Raw genomic sequence first — 18,322 nt, 5'->3', positions numbered from 1 at the left:
CAACTCAAAATATATCGGCGATTTTCCAGATATATCGACTTACCGACAGAAACCGACAAAAGGCTGAACCGGACAATATAAAAAGGATATTCCAACATAAAGTTTGGAGTACCCTTTTTTATTACACGAATTCCTCTTACTTCCCTGCTTCGATTTTCTCTAATGCAGCAGCTACTTGTTCTTCCGTTAATTCATGTTGTATTACGTAGCGGTTACGTGGGCTTACACGGCATTCGTGAGAACATGCACGTAAATATTTCGCTTCGTTTTCTTCAGAACATAAAATTTTCTTGTTACATTCTGGATTGGCACAATTTACATAGCGCTCACAAGGTTCACCTGTAAAGTAGTCTTTACCAACGATAACATGTTCTTTTTGGTTTACTGGTACAGCGATACGCTCATCGAACACGTAACATTGTCCATCCCAAAGCTCACCTTGTACTTCTGGGTCTTTTCCGTACGTTACAATACCGCCGTGAAGCTGACTTACATCTTCATAACCTTCACGAACTAACCAACCAGAAAACTTCTCGCAACGAATTCCGCCTGTACAGTACGTTAAAATCTTTTTACCTTCAAGTACTTCTTTATTTTCACGAATCCAATCTGGTAATTCACGGAATGATTCGATATCAGGTTTAATCGCACCTTTGAAGTGACCTAAATCAAATTCATAATCATTTCGTGCATCAATGATAACTGTATCTTCTTGCTTCATTGCTTCATAAAAATCTTTTGGCTCTAAATACTTACCAGTGATTTCGTGTGGGTTAATGTCATCTTCTAGACGAAGTGTAACTAATTCTGGACGAGGACGCACGTGCATTTTCTTAAATGCATGACCATCAGCTTCATCTATTTTAAATACGATACCGTCAAAACGTGGATCGTTGTTCATAGCTTCCATGTATTTCTCTGTTTGTTCTACAGTACCAGAACAAGTTCCGTTAATACCTTCTTTTGCTACAAGAATTCTACCTTTTAATTCAAGTGAATTACAAAATGCTAAATGCTCTGCCGCGAATTCTTCTGGGTTTTCAATTGTTGTGTACATGTAATATAGTAATACTCTGTATGATTTTGTAGTTGCCAATGTATTTCTACCACCTATCTAATTTTTAAAATCATGTATAAGTTAACGTTCATATCAAAACATATATAATAAGAAAATGAATCCCATTTTCTTCTCTTTATACTATTTTCTATCAGTTAACAAAAATAAAAAACAAGATTACACACCAAAACACTATGGTTATGTTGTAATCCCAATATATTATATATCATACAAATGCAATTCCATCAATTAATATGCTGTATTATCGGCTTTATGTTCACATAAATTTCAAAAACAGCCCTTTAATTCATTATGTTTCCCCACGTCATCACACCATAAACTCCCAATTTTTAATAACACCACACCATTCATTGTATTAAGGCATATAATTTGCACTAAGGAAACATTTATGTTCAAATAAAAAATATAACCTAGTACATTTAAATGTATTGAAATAAAGAATAAGAATACTTACAATAATTTCATCAAGTTAACATACCAAAGGGGAAAACTACTATGAATAAAGATATATCAAAAGATGAACATGTCCCTTCTCAAAGTACAACTGTTCAATCAGCGCATTTAGCATTAAGCGGACAAACGAAAGGCTTAAAAAGACTATTACCATTCTTAGGTCCTGCTTTCATCGCTTCAGTCGCTTATATTGACCCTGGCAATTTCGCGACAAATATTGCCGCTGGATCACAATATGGATATTTATTACTCTGGGTAATTCTCGCTTCTAATTTAATGGCTGTATTAATCCAAACTTTATCAGCTAAATTAGGAATCGCTACAGGTAGAAACCTTCCTGAAATTGCTCGAGAAAACTTCCCAAAACCTGTTTCCATCGGCTTATGGATACAAGGTGAACTCGTTATTATGGCTACTGATTTAGCTGAATTTATCGGGGCAGCACTCGGATTGTATTTATTATTTGGAATTCCAATGTTACCAGCTGCTTTAATTACAGCTGCTGGATCATTTATTATTCTTGAATTTCAACGCAGAGGCTTCCGTCCATTAGAAGCTATTATAACAGGAATGATTTTTATCGTTGTTATCGCTTTCGGTGTACAAGTCTTTTATGCAAAACCGGAATTAAGCCCTTTGCTTTCAGGACTATTTATTCCAAAATTCCAAGGTGTAGACAGTATATTACTTGCAGCCGGAATTTTAGGGGCGACAGTTATGCCGCACGCAATCTATTTACATTCCGCCTTAACGCAACGCCGCGTAGTCGGAACAAATGATGAACAAAAGAAAAAGATTTTCCGCTTCGAGTTTATTGATATCATTATTGCAATGGTTATCGCTGGAGCAATTAATGCAAGTATGTTAATTGTTGCTGCTGCACTATTCTTTAAAAACGGCTTGCATGTCGAAGATCTTGATGTTGCTTTTAACCAGTTCAGTACTTTAGTGGGCCCTGTATCAGCTGCTTTATTTGGAATTGGGCTCTTATCAGCAGGACTATCTAGCTCTTCTGTCGGTACAATGTCAGGTGATATTATTATGCAAGGTTTCATTCGAATGCATATTCCGTTATACTTACGCCGATTTATTACAATGATTCCACCACTAGTGATTATCGCTTTAGGCGTAAATCCAACTTACGCTCTAGTCATGAGTCAAGTTGTCTTATCATTCGGTATTGCCTTTGCATTAGTACCACTTATTATGTTTACAAGTAATAAAAAAATTATGGGTGCACTCGTTAATCACCGCATAACTACCTTTATCGCTTGGATCATTGCTGTACTTGTTATCATTTTAAATATTTTCTTACTGTATCAAACGTTTGTAGGATAATGAAAGAAGAAGGCTGTCTCAAATTTGTGTTGAAGACAGCCTTCTTCTTTTTAAATTATAGATTTTCATCATCCATTTACATGACAGACCGTGCTTTCAACAAATTTTATAAACTCTTCTTCCTCCTCAATAAATGGAAAATGATTACTGTATTCAAATGTCGACATTATCGCATTTGGCATAAGCTCCGCTACTTCCACTGCAAATTCATGCGGACACTGTGCATCATAAATTCCAGCGTAAATATGGGCTGGTATATTTACATTCTCTAATTGTAAACGTAAATCAAATGTAGGTAACTCCTTATAAGAAAAATAATCAAGGCGCTTTGATACTGTTTTACCGCTGTTCGGTCTAGCAATCATTTCATCATACGCTGATTCATTATATAAAGACATCATTGTCCACTCTTTATTTACGGCACGCCTCTCATCAATTGTAGAAGCTACGTCCCTGAGCACTGCAAATATTTCTCTTAAACGAGCATTTTGATCATTATCTCTACAATAAATACTATTTTTGTGATTCATATACTCAGCTGATGCACATAATCCGCCAGCTATAATTTTTACAAGCCTCTCTGGACACATTATCGCATATTGTAAAGCTAGCATTCCACCTGTTGAATGACCTGCATATGTCCAATCTTTAAAATTCAACGCCTCACGTATCGCTTCTAAATCACGTACTGCATCTACCATTCCCAAATTATATTTAGTGGTGTCATGTGTAGAATTTCCGCATCCTCTTAAGTTTATAAGATACACTGTGTAATGATTCGTAAATGCAGAAGCAAATAAATTACCATTACTATTAAACTCACTGTATAAATGTGTTACACAAAGCGGTTTTCCTTCTCCCTTTTGAAAATACTCAAATTTCCCTCTATCAGTTTCGATATAATATTTCTCCCACATCAGCGTTTCCCCCTAATGTCTTTTTATATATTCTCCTTTTTCCGGCATTATCACACCCTTCTCAGTTCGAAAGTAAAGTGGTAATCCTTCCGAAAGAAATATGCTTACCTTGGATGGATCCTGCCTTTGATGATGAATATGTAAATGTGGCTCACTTGAACTTCCTGAGTTACCGACCTGAGCAAGAAATTCTCCTTCATTTACATGTTGTCCTTCTTTAACTTTAATGGACCCTTGCTTTAAATGGGCAAGAATTAAATATGTCCCTGATTCATCTAGTCGTAAATAAATATGATTACCCGCCATTGATTGAAAATCATCCGATCCAGGAACTAAATCTTGTTCATTATTATTAATTGATACAACCGTCCCAGAAGCTGGTGCCATTACTTTCGCTCCATATATTCCGTAATCCTCTAACTTACTACTTTTCACTTCAGCAGGTGGAATGAGAATATCATATGCCCATCGTTCATTCGGTTTGATAACGTGATAGTTCGATTCTAAACGATCACCACCCCAGCCAATTAATGCTCGTTCATTCAAAGGAAAGCGCACGACTACTTTAGGGCTCGTAGAATGTACATCTGCCGGGTAAGCAAGTCTACCAATGTTCGCAAACCATCCTAAAGGCCAAGCTCCAATGATAGAGAAAATAACGATGAAGAGTAGCGCTCCATCTATTCGTTGTCTGAAAATTCCTTTCCACACAATTAGTAACGTTACTCCTATTAAAATAAAGAGTGATACTATGCTAAAGGCTTGTATACTCCACCACCCAATGACTGATATAACACCTTTAGCTAAATAAACTATACTCCAACTTGTAAGTACAAAAGCAACTAAAATTACTAATACATATTTCTTCCACATGTCGTATCCCTACTCTCATATCTTTGTTCTACATGATACGAATTAAAAATTACGACATATAAAAGAAATACTTACGACTTTTTTACAATTTTTTATGCTGCGGTAAAGCGATAGTGAAAACAGTTTCTTTCTCGTTACTGCGCACAGTGATATCCCCTTTATGAAGCTCTGCTATACTTCTCGCAATTGCAAGTCCCATTCCTTTTCCACCTGTATGGGAGCTACGTGATTTTTCACCACGATAAAACTTCTCAAAAACGTAAGGAAGGTTCTCATCTGGAATACATTGTCCAAAATTTTTAATTTCTATTTCAACATTCATGTCTCTTTTAGAAACTTGAATTACAATCTCCTTTCCGTCTTTCCCGTACATAATACTATTACTAATTACATTTTCGAATAACCTCACCATAAGTGCTACATCCATTTCCACATGTAACTCTTTATCCCCCTTAATACAAAAGCTCATATCAGCATCATCTAATTGTGGCACAAAATCAATCATAATTTGTTCCATTAACGCTTTCATATTTACTACACTTTTATGTAATTCAATCTCTCTATAATTTATTTGACAGTATTCTAACAAATCATCTACTTGATTTTTTAATTCATAACTTTTTCGCTTTAATATGCTTACATACTGTTCACATTCTTCTCCATTTGAATGCAACTTATTTCCTAACAAGTCCGCATAACCGATTAAAGATGTTACAGGTGTTCGTAAGTCATGCGAAATATTACTAATCATTTCATTTTTCATTTCCTGTGATTTTTTTTCATTCTCAATAGACTCTTTTAAACTTTTAGCCATTCTATTAACATTCGCTGCTAATTCACCAATCTCGTCATTTTTTGAAATAGGTATATGTACTTCAAAATTACCATTACTTATTTCCTTCACGTTCTTATTAATTTCAGACAATCTTTTCATCATTGTTTTTGTCATACATGCAAAGTATGTCGTAGTAAAAATTAAAAAAACTATAAAATATAAAAATGAATATTTTTCTTCTAACGCAGTAACATGACTGTATATATTTCCAATTAAAATTTGAAGCACTATTATACTTACAGTTGCTAACAAGATGCTACATATGAATGCGGTAAAAAACTTAGCTCTAATGCCTTGTAATGATTTAATCTTCAATTTTATATCCGACTCCCCAAACATTTTGAATAAACTTCGGTTCTTTTGGATCCTCTTCAATTTTATTTCTTAACCTTGCGATATGAACCATTACTGTATTATTGCTTTCATAGGCTCTTTCTTTCCAAACGCTCTCATATATTTCTTCAATAGTAAATACACGATTCTTTGCAGCTGCCATTAAATACAAAATATCATATTCCGTTTTTGTAAGATTGATTGTTTCTCCATATAACATTACTGTTCTAGACACTTCATCTATTTCTAAACCTCTAATGTTTATTTTCTTTTTTATTACTTGGACAGCATTTTGATTGAAATATGTATACCTTCTTAATTGAGCTTTCACTCTCGCTATAAATTCAATTGTACTAAACGGCTTCACTATATAATCATCTGCCCCAGTACTAAATCCAATTACTTTATCTACATCCGATGATTTTGCACTTAAAAACATAATTGGTAAACTATGTTTCTCTCTAATCCTTCTGCACAATTCTATCCCATCCATTTGTGGCATCATAATATCCAAAATAGCAAGTTGAATGTTATTTTTATTTATTATTTCTAAAGCCTCTTCTCCGTTATGAGCACTAAAAACTTTAAAACCTTCTTGCATTAAATTCACGTTCATAAATCTAACAATATCTTGATCATCATCTACAATTAAAATTGAATTTTTCTCCATATACAAACCTCTTTTTGAAATATATTCCACAATCAATTTTATCATAAATCAAAACCATACCTCCCTCTTGAATAATCTTTTTTTTCAGATTACATTATATAATAACAACACATTCTAGTTTCAGAAGAAATGGAGTGAAAGCATGTTTCCTATATTGAAAACCGATCGACTCATTTTAAGAGAACTTACCGAAGAAGATGCACCGGGTATACTACAATGCTTTTCTAATACTGACGTACTGCGCTATTATGGGCAAAAGCCATTACAGGATATTGATCAAGTAAAACAAATCATTCATAACTTTAAGTTGAGTTACAATGCAAGAAGTGGTATAAAATGGGGAATCGAATTAAAAAACAAGAAAGAACTCATTGGAACAATTGGTTTTCACGATTGGTCTTCTGAGCATAAACGGGCCAATATAAGTTATGCCTTTCTCCCTGAACACTGGGGAAAGGGATATGCGACAGAAGCTATTTCTGAAGTTATATCATACGGTTTCCACACACTTCATTTAAAACGGATCGGAGCAATTGTCTTTCTTGAAAATGAAGCTTCCAATAAAGTGCTATTAAAATTAGGATTTGAAAAAGAAGGCGTTCTAAAAAATTATATGTATCAAGATGATATTCCATATGATACGAATTTTTATTCTTTATTAAAATCGGTTTAATAAAATTCATGTGTAAAAAACCTTACTTTTAAAAAGTAAGGTTTTTTGTATTTATTCATTAGCAATATAAGCATTCTTATAAGTATAAATACCACCAAATTGATGCTTTTCAATTCCTTTTACATAATCATTTTGTACGTAAGCTGAGCCCATTTGATAAAGCGGTGCGACCGCAGCATCCCCTAATAGAATACGCTCGGCCTCTTGCAATGCTTCCCATCTTTTCTTCTGATCTAATACTAGATCGCTTTTCGCTTTCTTTATTAATTCATCGTAGTGACGGTTAGAATAATTCATTTTATTATTTTGATTACCCGTCGTAAATAGTTCTAAATAACTAATTGGGTCTTTATAGTCGGGTCCCCAATTTGCCATAGTTATATCGTAATCACCTGTTTGTTCTAACTGTAATTTTTGCTTAAATGGCTGTTGTTTAATTTGTATCGTTAATCCTTGTAAATTCTTTTCTAAATCACCTTTTATATATTCTGCCATACGTTTTGCGTTATCTTGTTCAAACGTTAAAAACTCGAGGTTTACTTGTTCTACTCCAAGCTCTTTTTTCGCTTCTTCCCAAATCTTTTTCGCACTTTGTACATCATATAAAGAAAGGTTTCCGTTTTCTTCCCTGAAATCTTTTCCCGTTTCTTCATTGATATGCCCAACTGGTACTAGCCCAGTTGCAGGTTTTGCTCCGTTATTAATAAAATGAGCAACGAAATCCTCTTTATTTAACGCGAATGAAATAGCCTGACGCACTTTCTTATTTGCTAACGCACTATTTTTTTCATTAAAACGTAGCATAGCAATTGCAGGTTCGCTCGACATATGTAACTCCTTATGCCCTTTATACTTGTCTACAAATTGAGAATTAATAGGCACCCGGTCCAAATTACCAGCTTCGTATAAATTAACAGCGGTCATTGTATCCTTTACAATTTGAAAGTTTATCTCGTCTAATTTCACTTTCTTTTCATCCCAATATGTAGCATTTTTCTTTAATTGAAACTCTTGTTCATGCTTCCATTTCTCTAATACAAATGGCCCATTATATATGAGATTACTAGGTTCCAATGCATAATTCTTTCCTTGTTCTTTCAAAAATGATTCATGCTGTGGTAAGTAAATAGGTAGCGCTAACAACTGTAAAAAATACGGGATTGGCTGTTCAAGTTCCACTTCCAATTTATAATCATTTATAACTTTAACCCCAAGTTCAGCAAGAGGCACTGTTCCCTTATTTATCTCTTTTGCATTTTTCACGTAAAAAAGCATATACGCATATTGAGACGCTGTTTCAGGATTAATTGCACGTTTCCATGCAAACAGAAAATCATTTGCTGTCACACTGTCTCCATTTGACCATTTTGCATCTTTACGCAAATCAAATGTATATTTTTTACCATCTTCACTTCTTTTAAACGATTTTGCTACTGCTGGAATCGGCTGATCTTGATCATCTAATACATACAACCCTTCAAATATGTTCTGCATAACGTGCGCTGACGTACCATCCATCGTTTTCGCTGTATCAAGTGAAGGAATTTCTTCTGATACTGTTACATTTAATACTTGTTTTTTTGCCTCTCTGTCACTTTTATTCGCTTTATTATTACAAGCTGTTAATAATAAAGATGTAACAAGTGCCATTACCATTAAATGGCTCTTTTTTCGCTTCATGAATCGTTCTCCTTAAATATAAAATATTATAAAGCGTTATATATTATAGCAGAAATATGAACAGAAAGATGCGACATTCTTTTGAATATTTATTCGTTCAAAAAAAGCTACTCTTTTAAAAAGGATAGCTAAATATTGAATGTTTAATCTGCGCTGTTCGCTCAAGTGTTTATAAAAAACTCTTATTGCATACCTCCTTTTTTATTTTAACTTTTCTCTGTTTCATGTAAATGCCCCATAACTAACTTAATAGACGTATAGGTTACAGTTTGGTTAGGATATTTTCGTATCTCCATTCAGCAATGCCACTTTGTTTTTGGGAATTCAGGTTAAGTAGAAAATGATATTTTACAAATCTTATACACTTAAGGATTTTGTAAGAATCAAGTAAGAAAAACGAGAACTTTGTTTCGTATAGTCAAAATATAAAGTGAAGGAAGAAAGAGAGGGGTGAAGTTACCAGAGCGATTAAGCCAAAACAAGAACTGTTGGTTTTAGATGAACATATCAATGGTTTAGACGTTTTTACAACAAAACCTTAATTTATCATACCTGTTTTTTACCATCACATATGGGAGGTTAAAACATGAATAAAAAAAAGAAAATACAAAAATCAGTACTTTCCTTTACCCTGCTCTTTTCTTTAGGCATTTCATCTTTTTCGCTTACAACAGCTATTCACGCAGATACACGTGAGGAACCATCTGTAGAAAAAAAACGAGTCTCTTTAACGGAGCGTACATCATTATTTTTTGAATATCTCCAGCAAGGTAATTATGTAGAGGCACTTCAGTTGACGTCTGCTGCTTTTCAATCCAAGTTCACAGCAAACACATTACAAAACTGGTGGACACAAAGTGGTTGGAGCGTGATAAAAATCATAGGAACCCCCGTGATAAAAGAACGAAACTTAGTCCATCAGACGGTGGAAATTTCAGGAACTACCCAAGGTACTACCATACCGTTACTCCTTAAATTCACACCTGGGGGGAAAGTAGATGAGGTTGGGGTAAGGACGCCTCCGGAATCTTATATTATCCCGCATCCTAGCTATGTTCAACCTGCTTTCTATCAAGAACGTGAAATCGTCATTGGAAATTCTACCTATCCGTTACCAGCCACATTAACAGTTCCGAAACATAAAGCTGGTGAGAAGGTACCCGTAGTTGTTCTTGTTCATGGTGCTGGCATCCACGATCGCGATAGTACATATATGGGAACAAAAATTTTACGAGACCTTGCGGTAGGCCTTTCGTCCAACGGAATTGCAGTGTTGCGCTATGAAAAACGCACCTTAGAACACGCATTAAAGATGAGTGCAGAACCTGTTACGTTAGACCGTGATACTACAGATGATGCCATATATGCAGCAAAATCAGCAGCGCAGCAGGAAGGCATTGATCCAAACAATATTTTCATTCTTGGACATAGTCTAGGAGCTGGCACAATGCCGCGTATACTAAGCAAAGCACCTTCCTCACTTGTTAGAGGAAGTATCCTACTCGCACCACCTGCACGGGCATTAACTGACATTGCCATTGATCAGAATCAATACCTCGGGGCCCCAAAGGAAGTAATGGATGAACTAAAAAGACAAGTCGCTTTTATCCAGGATCCTACTTTCAATCCTGACCACCCTCCAGCCGGCTACAATTTTGGGTCACCCCATTTTATGTATGATGTTTCTAGGTGGCGTCCAGTTGAAGAAGCAAAATCACGAAAAGAGCCTTTACTGATTCTGCAAGGAACACGCGATTATCAAGTAACAGTAAAAAATGAATATACAAAATGGCAGGAAGGGCTTTCAAATCGCAAGAATGTTCAGTTCAATGAATACCCAAAATTGAATCATTTCTTCACGGAGGGTGATGGGGCATTAAGCCTTCCTAGTGAATATGAAATCCCTGCTAATGTTCCTGAGTACGTTATCCAGGACATTATTAAATGGGTCAACGACACAAAAAAATAAGAAACATTCAAATCCTTCATATAATCATTATTACGTGAAGGATTTTTGAAACTAGTGATTTTATCTAACTCATTCTCTTCTGTTTTATTAATAAAAAAGGTTCAGACACAAAAACAGGCTGTGGAGAAGTCTTTCTCCACAGCCTGAAAATACCTATCTTTGCAAACCTCGTTTATAACGACTTGCTTCAAATATAATACGCTCTTCATCTAACGTTTTACATTCGCCATTCCAAACGACACGTTTTCCGTTAATAATTACATCGCTTATATCTTTTCCACTAGCAGCATATACAAGGTGTGATAACACTTCATCCGCTGGTTGTAAATGAGGCTTATTAGACGGATCAATTGTAATGAAATCAGCGCACTTTCCAGCCTCAAGTGATCCTGTTTGTTTCATGCCGATTACTTCAGCCGCTCCTTTAGTTGCAAGTGTAAGAGCTGTTTCAACCGGTAACGCTGTTGCATCTTGATGAATACCTTTTTGTAGTAAAGTCGCTATACGCATTTCTTCAAACATATCTAAATTGTTGTTTGATGCCACACTATCTGTTGCAATTCCTACTTTCATTCCTGCTTCTAGCATCGCTTTTACATTCGCTATACCAGAACCTAGTTTTAAATTACTATTCGGGTTATGTGCTACTCGAACATCATGTTCTGCTAAAAATGCACGCTCATTTTCATTTAATACTACACCGTGTGCAATAACTGTTGGGCGTTTAAACAATCCGCAACTTGCTGCATATTCTACTGGACGTTTTCCGTACTGTGCTTCAATATCACGTACTTCACGCTCTGTTTCCGAAAGATGTATATGAACCATCGTTTGATTTTCTACTGCAATACGAGCGCACTCTTCTAACAGTTCTGTACTGCATGTATATGGACTATGCGGTGCAACCATCGTAGTTAACATACCACTTTCGTTATAGTAACGCTTCACATATTTTTCAGCTTCTTCAATGGCTTTTTTTTCATCATCTTTCGTTCCGAAGCTAAATAAAGTTCTTGAAACAGCAGCTCGCATCCCGCTCCTTGATACCGTTTCCATAATTGCATCTTGATCTACTCCAATTGGATTAAACATATCAGAGAATGATGTTGTACCACTTTTCACCATTTCAAGTAATCCTAATTCCGTACTAGCGACCGCAAGCTCTGGAGTAAACTGACTTTCAAGTGGCCAAATTCTCGTCTCAAGCCACGGCTGTAATAACATATCATCACCAATACCTCTTAAGAGACTCATTACAACGTGTGTATGTGTATTTACAAGCCCTGGTAAAACCCACTTTCCTTTCATGTCAATTACTTCATCTACTTCAAAATCATTAGCGAATTCTCCGCTCTTCACATCTATAATTTGATCATTTTCTACAATGATATATCCATTTTCTATCACTTCATTTTGTTCATTCATCGTTACGATTGTAGCGTTTACATAAGTTGTTTTCAAAAGTATTTCCCCTTTCAACTCTATGAAGTTCCCTTTAATAAGTTACCACCATTATAGTAACTTATTAAAGATTAAGAGTCAAAAGATAATTTCAATTCTTTCGTTATCTTTTTCTTCAACATGCTATATTGTTTTTCATTTGTATCTGCAAATGCTTCTTCTCGATTTGATTCTATATCCATATAATTCAGTTTTTCATTAAATTGAGCCGCTGTAAAATCAAACCTCTGTCCATCTATAAAATTATAAAAGTGCCACGCCTCTCTTACTTTTGTCTTTTTAATCTCTCCTCCGTATATGTCTTGAACGACTAGAGCTGTAACACCACACTGTCCCTTTGCTGGATTCTCAGTCGTCCACTTTGAACTTGTTTCAATCGACCACGATCTTATTAGTGCTTCATATATTCTTTTTTCCTTTACATCATCCACTCTAATCTTCCCCTACTATTAATAGTTTTACACATCATATTTCAAAAGAGGCAGTAAACGATCCTTAAAGACCGTTGATGGTGTCTCTCCGATTAACTGTGCGCCCATTTTCAAGTAATATCCTTTTGCATTCGGATCACTATCAATCGTAAAACTTTTTAAGCCTAGTTCATTTGCTTTTTCTATTACATACTTCCAAAGTATTTTCCCATAGCCTTTCCCTTTATAACGAGGATGAATGTACAGGAAATCGAGAGCTTGATCATTACGTAAAAATGAGAAAAATCCAATCTTCGTATTATCGTTTTCAAAAACATATACAAAATTATTATTTATATACTCTTCTGTAATAGTTAAATCTTCCTTACAGGCAATTATGAATTCTTCACTATAATCCCACGTCGCTTTTGATTGTAGTGCGAGTTCACTTAATTCATTTGCTTCACTTAATAACGCTTCTCTTATCTTCATGATTCTTTCTCCTCACCTTCGATATGTAAACTATTAAAATGATTCGAAAAGTAATTAAAAAACCCTCTTATTTTCATAAATCTTTATTATAATCAGTACGGCCTGTAACAATGTATTTAAAGAAAAAAACGCCATCTTTGAAAGTTGGCGTTTTCTTCTTCTAAAATTTTTTTCAAACTCAATCTTTCGTTTTACTATTTCTAACGATACACCTATACAGTTTCTACTACCGCTTCAAGCATTGTTCCATTTTTAGCATAATTCGTATGCCAAGAAAAAGCTTTTTCTAAAACATGAGGAGTTTGTCCACCTCTCGTTTTAGCTTCTTCGTAATAAGCTCTTAGCTGATCACGATACATTGGATGTGCGCAATTCTCTATAATTAATTCCACTCTTTCTCTTGGGGCAAGTCCTCTTAGATCAACATACCCTTGTTCAGTGACGATAACATCTACATCGTGTTCCGTATGGTCCACATGTGAAACAAAAGGAACGATACTTGAAATGTTGCCACCTTTCGCAATCGATTTCGTAACAAAGATAGCTAGGCGAGCATTTCTCGCAAAATCACCAGAACCACCGATACCGTTCATCATTTTTGTGCCTAAAACGTGAGTAGAGTTCACATTTCCGTATATATCTAATTCTAAAGCAGTATTAATCGAGATTAATCCGAGGCGACGAATGATTTCAGGATGATTAGAAATCTCTTGCGGGCGCATCATTAATTTGTCACGATATTTTTCAAAGTTGGAAAATACTTTTTGCATTTTCTCCTCAGAAAGTGTGATTGAGCAGCATGAAGCGAAATTGACTTTTCCAGCATCCATAAGATCAAAGACCGCATCTTGTAAAACTTCAGAATACACTTCTAAATCTTCAAACTCCGAATCTAACATTCCATGAAGAACTGCATTAGCCACTGAGCCAATTCCCGATTGTAGCGGCGCTAAACGATTTGTTAATCGGCCTACTTCGACTTCTTTTCGAAGGAACTCTATTAAATGCTGTGCCATAATAACAGTTTCTTCATCCGGAGGAACAATTGTCGATGGTGAGTCTAATTGGTTCGTAAACACAATCCCTTTCACCTTTTCAACATCGATTGGAATGCCAATCGTTCCAATTCGATCATCCGTTTTCACAATCGGAATTGGAAGTCTTTCTCCTTGCTTACCTGGTTCATATAAATCATGTAGCCCCTCTAGTTGCGCAGATTGGGCCATATTCATTTCAATAATGATGGACTTAGCATTTAAAGAAAACGCTAAAGAATTCCCTATTGAAGTTGTTGGAATAATCATGCCATCTTCAGTAATCGCAACCGCTTCCAAAATAGCAAAATCTACATCCATAACATCAGCGCGAAGTAACTCTGCTGTATGAGATAAGTGCTGGTCCACAAATAAAAAATCTCCGTTATTAATTCCTTTTCGCATAGTCGCATCAGCTTGGAAAGGCAATCTTTTCCCTAAAATTCCTGCTTCCGCAAATAATTTATCTACATCAGAACCTAAAGAGGCACCAGTATAAACATTTACTTTAAAAGATGTATCATTCTTAACTCGGTTTACAAGCGCAAATGGGACTGCTTTTACATCACCTGCACGTGTAAACCCACTTAAGCCTAAAGTCATTCCACTTTCAATCCATGAAGCTGCTTCTTCAGGTGTAACTACGCGATCTTTCAGACGTTCATCCCTAATTCTATCCAAATTATTCTCCATATGTAATCCCTCTCCCTATGAATATTCATAATTATTTTACACTTTAACAGTATCTAAATAGGGATTTCAGTATACAATGGCAAAAATTCAGACAAAACAGCGAATCTAACCTCTAAAGCAGAATAATTTAGAATCCTAGAAGCTTACGAAAATAACTAGCATATGACTGACTCACTGGTACCCTTTCACCATTATCCATAGAAAGTAAAAAAGTTGAATGCGTATCAGGATAAATTGCTTTAATATGATTCACATTTACAATAAAGGAACGGTGGCATCTAATAAATGAATCTTTCGGAAGTAAATATTCGAATTCTTGTAACGAGTATTTATGTGTCCCCGTTAACTCTTCTGCATTTACATACGTCTTTTTATCTTTCGCCTCTAAATACATGACTTTTGAAAAAGGAACCGGAATCCAGCCGTCCGTTGTTTTTAAAGTAACGACTGATTTTCCGTCCGTTAAAGCTGGATAAATGGCTGTCACGCACCCTTCAAGCTTTCCATTGTTTGAGAATGGTACGGCCATACCATGATAAGGAATACCAAAAACATCACGATTCATAAACTCAGAGGTTTTTTGGTTCGTCACCATTGCTTTATGAGCAATCGTCCCTTCCTTTATAGGATCCCCGGCGCTAATCTTTAAATCAATTCGTTTACTTGGCCGATAGTATATATATTCTTTCGTATTCGATACAGCAATTGAAATTTCATCTGAAAATAATTCCCCAACAACATCTAATAGTAAACCTAATGTTTTATCTTCCATTCTATGAACACCTCATTCACTATTATACTACTATTATGATTTGAAAAACCGTTCAGCGTTTTGAACGGTTTTTCAAACAATTTAGTTCACCTTAGCTCCATAACACCTTGCTACTGCAACCGCCTGCGCTATATCTAATTTTACATTCTTCAAATCGAAACTTGTAAAATCAATTCTATCAACTATCGCTCCTTTTAAATTTGCACTGCTAAGTTTCGCCTTACCTAACTGTGCACCGGTTAAATCCGCTTCACGTAAATCTGCTTTTTCTAAATTACATTCATATAGGTCAGCTTCCACTAAACGTATCCCCTTTAACATTTGTTTGCTTAAGTTCGCGAACCTTAAATTCGTGTATGACCAATCACCCGATATGATAGTTATTCCGTCTAAATTCGCTTCTTCAAAATCAGAGCCAGTCATTTTACATTCTTCAAACTTTGATACAAATAAATTCGCACCAACAAACTTGCAATTTGCAAATGTAGTTCCTTGATGGATAGAAGCGTTAAAAAGAGCACCGGTAAAATCACATTCTATGAAATTACAATTTTCAGTAGAAATTTCCGATGCATCTATCCCTCTAAAACGGCATTTTATGAACGTACAATTCTTCAATTCCTCTTCTTTAATCAAAATATCTTGAAAATCTATTTCTACATATTCTTTATTTACAAATTCACTCATAACTATTCCTCCATATCCTTAAAGAAACCTCACTTCAAAAAGTGAGGTTTCTTCTCATACACTATGTCCATCTAACCAAGAAATCAAATCTTGAAATACTTCTTCTCTATTCACTTCATGGAACATTTCATGTCTTCCATTTTCATATAGACGCAGCGTTACATCTTTCACGCCACATTTTTTATAATTTTCATATACTTCTTTTACACCTTTTCCCATATCTCCAACAGGATCACAATCTCCTGAAAAAATATGTATTGGAAGATTTTGCGGTGTTTTCTTAAACTCTTCTAATTTATTTACTTCTAACACACCAGAAAATAATTCTCGATAAAAACTAGTCGTACAAATGAATCCACATAACGGATCCGCAATATATTTATCAACTTGATCATTATCTGAAGATAGCCAATCAAAATTTGTACGATTAGGCTTAAAGTTCGAATTAAAGTTTCCGAATGATAAAAAGTTTAGCATCGGACTTTTCGTTTTTGCCCCGCGCAACTTCATCTCAATTGTCGCTATTTTATGACCAATAACTCCTAAAAACCCTGGATTCCCACCAGTTCCTGAAATAAGAAATCCATCATATAATTCACCTTTCAGTTGTACAGCACGTCTTGATAAAAAAGAACCCATGCTATGGCCAAGTAAAAATAACGGGCATGTCTGCTCTTTTCTTACCGTTTCTGATACAAAAATAACATCAGATACAGCCTTACTCCAACCTACATTTGGTTCAAAATGACCATAATCTTCTTCTCTTTTTACCGTTTTCCCATGACCTTTATGATCATGTGCATAAACACCATAGCCTGCTTCTAATAAAGCAGCAATAAAATCTGTATAAACACCTGCATGTTCTGTCATACCATGTGCAATTTGAATAATCCCTTTCGGTTCACCTTCTGGTAACCACTTGCGTAAATAAATTTCCGATCCATCCATTGCCGTAACGAAACTTTCCTGTACGTTCATTTCGTCAGCCCCCAACTCTATTATGTATCTCAAAAATGAATATCTATTCATTATTCTTATTATGTATTATATGCAATTGCTTTCATTATGACAAATGCCTTCCTTTTCCGATTAGCTGTCAAACTATTTCTGTTGACGAAAACGACATAAAATTATATAGTTGCTTACATAAAGTAATCATTATATTTTTAGGAGGTTTCTACTATGATGCCATCACTATTTTTAGCACATGGTTCACCAATGCTCGCTATTCAAGATACAGATTATACAAGTTTTTTAAAAATACTTGGAGAAACGTATAAACCGAAAGCAATTGTTATTTTCACTGCTCACTGGGAAAGTGAAGTATTAACGATTTCCTCATCAGATCAAGAATATGAAACAATTTATGATTTTGGAGGTTTTCCTCCAGAGTTATACGAAATTAAATATCGTGCAAAAGGTTCTTCTAGCATTGCATCCATGTTAGAAACAAAGTTTAAAAACAAAGGTATTCCAGTCCATCATAATATGACGAGAGGTTTAGATCATGGCTCATGGACACTCTTGTATCGCATGTATCCAGAAGCAAATATTCCTGTCGTCCAAATATCAGTAAATCCATTCCTTGCTGCAAAAGAACAATTTAAGATTGGAGAAGCATTAAAAGGACTTGGACAAGAAGATATTTTAGTAATCGGTAGCGGTGTTACCGTTCATAACTTACGAGCACTGAAATGGAATCAAACTACGCCCGAACAATGGGCAATTGAATTTGATGATTGGATTATTAAACATATGCAGGCTGCTGATAAAGATGCATTATTTAATTGGGAGAAAAATGCCCCTCATGCACAATTAGCAGTACCAAGAGCAGAGCATTTTGTACCTTTATTTATCGCTATGGGAAGTGGCGAAAATAGCGGTGAAGTCATTCATCGCAGTTACGAGCTTGGTACATTAAGTTATCTTTGTCTCCAATTTTAAAGAAAAAAGG

The 18,322-nt window shown here is 35.2% G+C and carries 17 protein-coding genes; 4 read left to right on the top strand and 13 right to left on the bottom strand.

The genetic code is table 11. From position 1 onward, the window contains the following. Positions 1-136: 136 nt before the first annotated feature. Positions 137-1,096 (bottom strand): oxygen-dependent tRNA uridine(34) hydroxylase TrhO, encoded by a 960-nt coding sequence (gene trhO / locus MR083_RS00160; protein ID WP_242268199.1) that lies wholly within the window; start codon positions 1,094-1,096, stop codon positions 137-139. A 477-nt stretch (positions 1,097-1,573) separates the two neighbouring features. Here trhO and MR083_RS00155 point away from each other — a divergent pair, with 477 nt between their 5' ends. Continuing rightward, on the top strand, positions 1,574-2,869 hold the full coding sequence (locus MR083_RS00155) for an Nramp family divalent metal transporter (RefSeq protein WP_001030650.1): 1,296 nt from the start codon (positions 1,574-1,576) through the stop codon (positions 2,867-2,869). Positions 2,870-2,937: 68 nt separating this feature from the next. Here the strand turns inward: MR083_RS00155 and MR083_RS00150 are convergent, their stop codons facing one another. From MR083_RS00150 to MR083_RS00135, 4 genes are all read right to left on the bottom strand, one after another. Next, a complete protein-coding gene (locus tag MR083_RS00150) occupies positions 2,938-3,786 on the bottom strand; it encodes an alpha/beta fold hydrolase (protein WP_000263698.1) in 849 nt (282 codons plus the stop codon). A gap of 12 nt (positions 3,787-3,798) precedes the next feature. Then, positions 3,799-4,659, bottom strand: a complete 861-nt coding sequence (locus MR083_RS00145; protein WP_000265708.1) for a M23 family metallopeptidase — start codon at positions 4,657-4,659, stop codon at positions 3,799-3,801. An 82-nt stretch (positions 4,660-4,741) separates the two neighbouring features. Continuing rightward, positions 4,742-5,809 carry a HAMP domain-containing sensor histidine kinase gene (locus MR083_RS00140; protein WP_000695286.1) on the bottom strand — a complete coding sequence of 356 codons (1,068 nt, stop codon included), beginning with the start codon at positions 5,807-5,809 and terminating at the stop codon, positions 4,742-4,744. Then, positions 5,799-6,497, bottom strand: coding sequence for a response regulator transcription factor (locus tag MR083_RS00135; protein WP_000414533.1), 699 nt, complete (start codon positions 6,495-6,497; stop codon positions 5,799-5,801). The genes MR083_RS00140 and MR083_RS00135 overlap by 11 nt, the downstream gene beginning before the upstream one ends. Before the next feature lie 142 nt (positions 6,498-6,639). Here MR083_RS00135 and MR083_RS00130 point away from each other — a divergent pair, with 142 nt between their 5' ends. Then, entirely contained in the window at positions 6,640-7,170 is a 531-nt protein-coding gene (locus MR083_RS00130; protein WP_000483966.1) for a GNAT family N-acetyltransferase, read from the top strand. Positions 7,171-7,221: 51 nt separating this feature from the next. Here MR083_RS00130 and MR083_RS00125 read toward each other — a convergent pair whose 3' ends face one another. Continuing rightward, a complete protein-coding gene (locus MR083_RS00125; RefSeq protein WP_000823508.1) occupies positions 7,222-8,850 on the bottom strand; it encodes a peptide ABC transporter substrate-binding protein in 1,629 nt (542 codons plus the stop codon). A gap of 586 nt (positions 8,851-9,436) precedes the next feature. Here MR083_RS00125 and MR083_RS00120 point away from each other — a divergent pair. Beyond that, entirely contained in the window at positions 9,437-10,819 is a 1,383-nt protein-coding gene (locus tag MR083_RS00120; protein WP_242268198.1) for an alpha/beta hydrolase family protein, read from the top strand. Between the two features lie 153 nt (positions 10,820-10,972). On the opposite strand, the gene MR083_RS00115 is transcribed toward MR083_RS00120, so the two are convergent. The 7 genes from MR083_RS00115 to MR083_RS00085 form a co-directional block, all read right to left on the bottom strand. Continuing rightward, positions 10,973-12,298 carry a bifunctional S-methyl-5'-thioadenosine deaminase/S-adenosylhomocysteine deaminase gene (locus MR083_RS00115; protein ID WP_242268197.1) on the bottom strand — a complete coding sequence of 442 codons (1,326 nt, stop codon included), beginning with the start codon at positions 12,296-12,298 and terminating at the stop codon, positions 10,973-10,975. A 53-nt stretch (positions 12,299-12,351) separates the two neighbouring features. Continuing rightward, positions 12,352-12,711, bottom strand: coding sequence for a YunG family protein (locus MR083_RS00110; RefSeq protein WP_000342915.1), 360 nt, complete (start codon positions 12,709-12,711; stop codon positions 12,352-12,354). 27 nt (positions 12,712-12,738) lie between these two features. After that, entirely contained in the window at positions 12,739-13,182 is a 444-nt protein-coding gene (locus MR083_RS00105) for a GNAT family N-acetyltransferase (RefSeq protein ID WP_242268196.1), read from the bottom strand. 212 nt (positions 13,183-13,394) lie between these two features. Then, positions 13,395-14,909, bottom strand: a complete 1,515-nt coding sequence (locus MR083_RS00100; protein WP_113741979.1) for an acetyl-CoA hydrolase/transferase family protein — start codon at positions 14,907-14,909, stop codon at positions 13,395-13,397. Positions 14,910-15,036: 127 nt separating this feature from the next. Beyond that, positions 15,037-15,681 (bottom strand): LytTR family DNA-binding domain-containing protein, encoded by a 645-nt coding sequence (locus MR083_RS00095; RefSeq protein WP_000389708.1) that lies wholly within the window; start codon positions 15,679-15,681, stop codon positions 15,037-15,039. An 81-nt stretch (positions 15,682-15,762) separates the two neighbouring features. After that, entirely contained in the window at positions 15,763-16,368 is a 606-nt protein-coding gene (locus tag MR083_RS00090) for a pentapeptide repeat-containing protein (RefSeq protein ID WP_242268195.1), read from the bottom strand. A 54-nt stretch (positions 16,369-16,422) separates the two neighbouring features. Beyond that, positions 16,423-17,346 (bottom strand): alpha/beta fold hydrolase, encoded by a 924-nt coding sequence (locus tag MR083_RS00085; RefSeq protein ID WP_242268194.1) that lies wholly within the window; start codon positions 17,344-17,346, stop codon positions 16,423-16,425. Positions 17,347-17,550: 204 nt separating this feature from the next. On the opposite strand from MR083_RS00085, the gene MR083_RS00080 reads away from it, so the two are divergent. Next, entirely contained in the window at positions 17,551-18,312 is a 762-nt protein-coding gene (locus MR083_RS00080; RefSeq protein ID WP_242268192.1) for a DODA-type extradiol aromatic ring-opening family dioxygenase, read from the top strand. The last annotated feature ends 10 nt before the right edge of the window (positions 18,313-18,322 follow it).

The sequence above is a fragment of the Bacillus cereus group sp. BfR-BA-01408 genome (genome assembly GCF_022663305.1).
Lineage (GTDB): Bacteria > Bacillota > Bacilli > Bacillales > Bacillaceae_G > Bacillus_A > Bacillus_A pacificus.
Note: the sequence above shows the minus strand (reverse complement) of the source record. Positions and strands in the feature narration are given on the sequence as shown.

What these genes read in the sequence shown, in the direction of transcription:
- MR083_RS00155 (WP_001030650.1), top strand. Translation starts at nt 1,574, where the DNA reads ATGAATAAAGATATATCAAAAGATGAACATGTCCCTTCTCAAAGTACA.
- MR083_RS00150 (WP_000263698.1), bottom strand. Translation starts at nt 3,786, where the DNA reads ATGTGGGAGAAATATTATATCGAAACTGATAGAGGGAAATTTGAGTAT.
- MR083_RS00145 (WP_000265708.1), bottom strand. Translation starts at nt 4,659, where the DNA reads ATGTGGAAGAAATATGTATTAGTAATTTTAGTTGCTTTTGTACTTACA.
- MR083_RS00135 (WP_000414533.1), bottom strand. Translation starts at nt 6,497, where the DNA reads ATGGAGAAAAATTCAATTTTAATTGTAGATGATGATCAAGATATTGTT.
- MR083_RS00130 (WP_000483966.1), top strand. Translation starts at nt 6,640, where the DNA reads ATGTTTCCTATATTGAAAACCGATCGACTCATTTTAAGAGAACTTACC.
- MR083_RS00125 (WP_000823508.1), bottom strand. Translation starts at nt 8,850, where the DNA reads ATGAAGCGAAAAAAGAGCCATTTAATGGTAATGGCACTTGTTACATCT.
- MR083_RS00120 (WP_242268198.1), top strand. Translation starts at nt 9,437, where the DNA reads ATGAATAAAAAAAAGAAAATACAAAAATCAGTACTTTCCTTTACCCTG.
- MR083_RS00105 (WP_242268196.1), bottom strand. Translation starts at nt 13,182, where the DNA reads ATGAAGATAAGAGAAGCGTTATTAAGTGAAGCAAATGAATTAAGTGAA.
- MR083_RS00100 (WP_113741979.1), bottom strand. Translation starts at nt 14,909, where the DNA reads ATGGAGAATAATTTGGATAGAATTAGGGATGAACGTCTGAAAGATCGC.
- MR083_RS00095 (WP_000389708.1), bottom strand. Translation starts at nt 15,681, where the DNA reads ATGGAAGATAAAACATTAGGTTTACTATTAGATGTTGTTGGGGAATTA.
- MR083_RS00090 (WP_242268195.1), bottom strand. Translation starts at nt 16,368, where the DNA reads ATGAGTGAATTTGTAAATAAAGAATATGTAGAAATAGATTTTCAAGAT.
- MR083_RS00085 (WP_242268194.1), bottom strand. Translation starts at nt 17,346, where the DNA reads ATGAACGTACAGGAAAGTTTCGTTACGGCAATGGATGGATCGGAAATT.
- MR083_RS00080 (WP_242268192.1), top strand. Translation starts at nt 17,551, where the DNA reads ATGATGCCATCACTATTTTTAGCACATGGTTCACCAATGCTCGCTATT.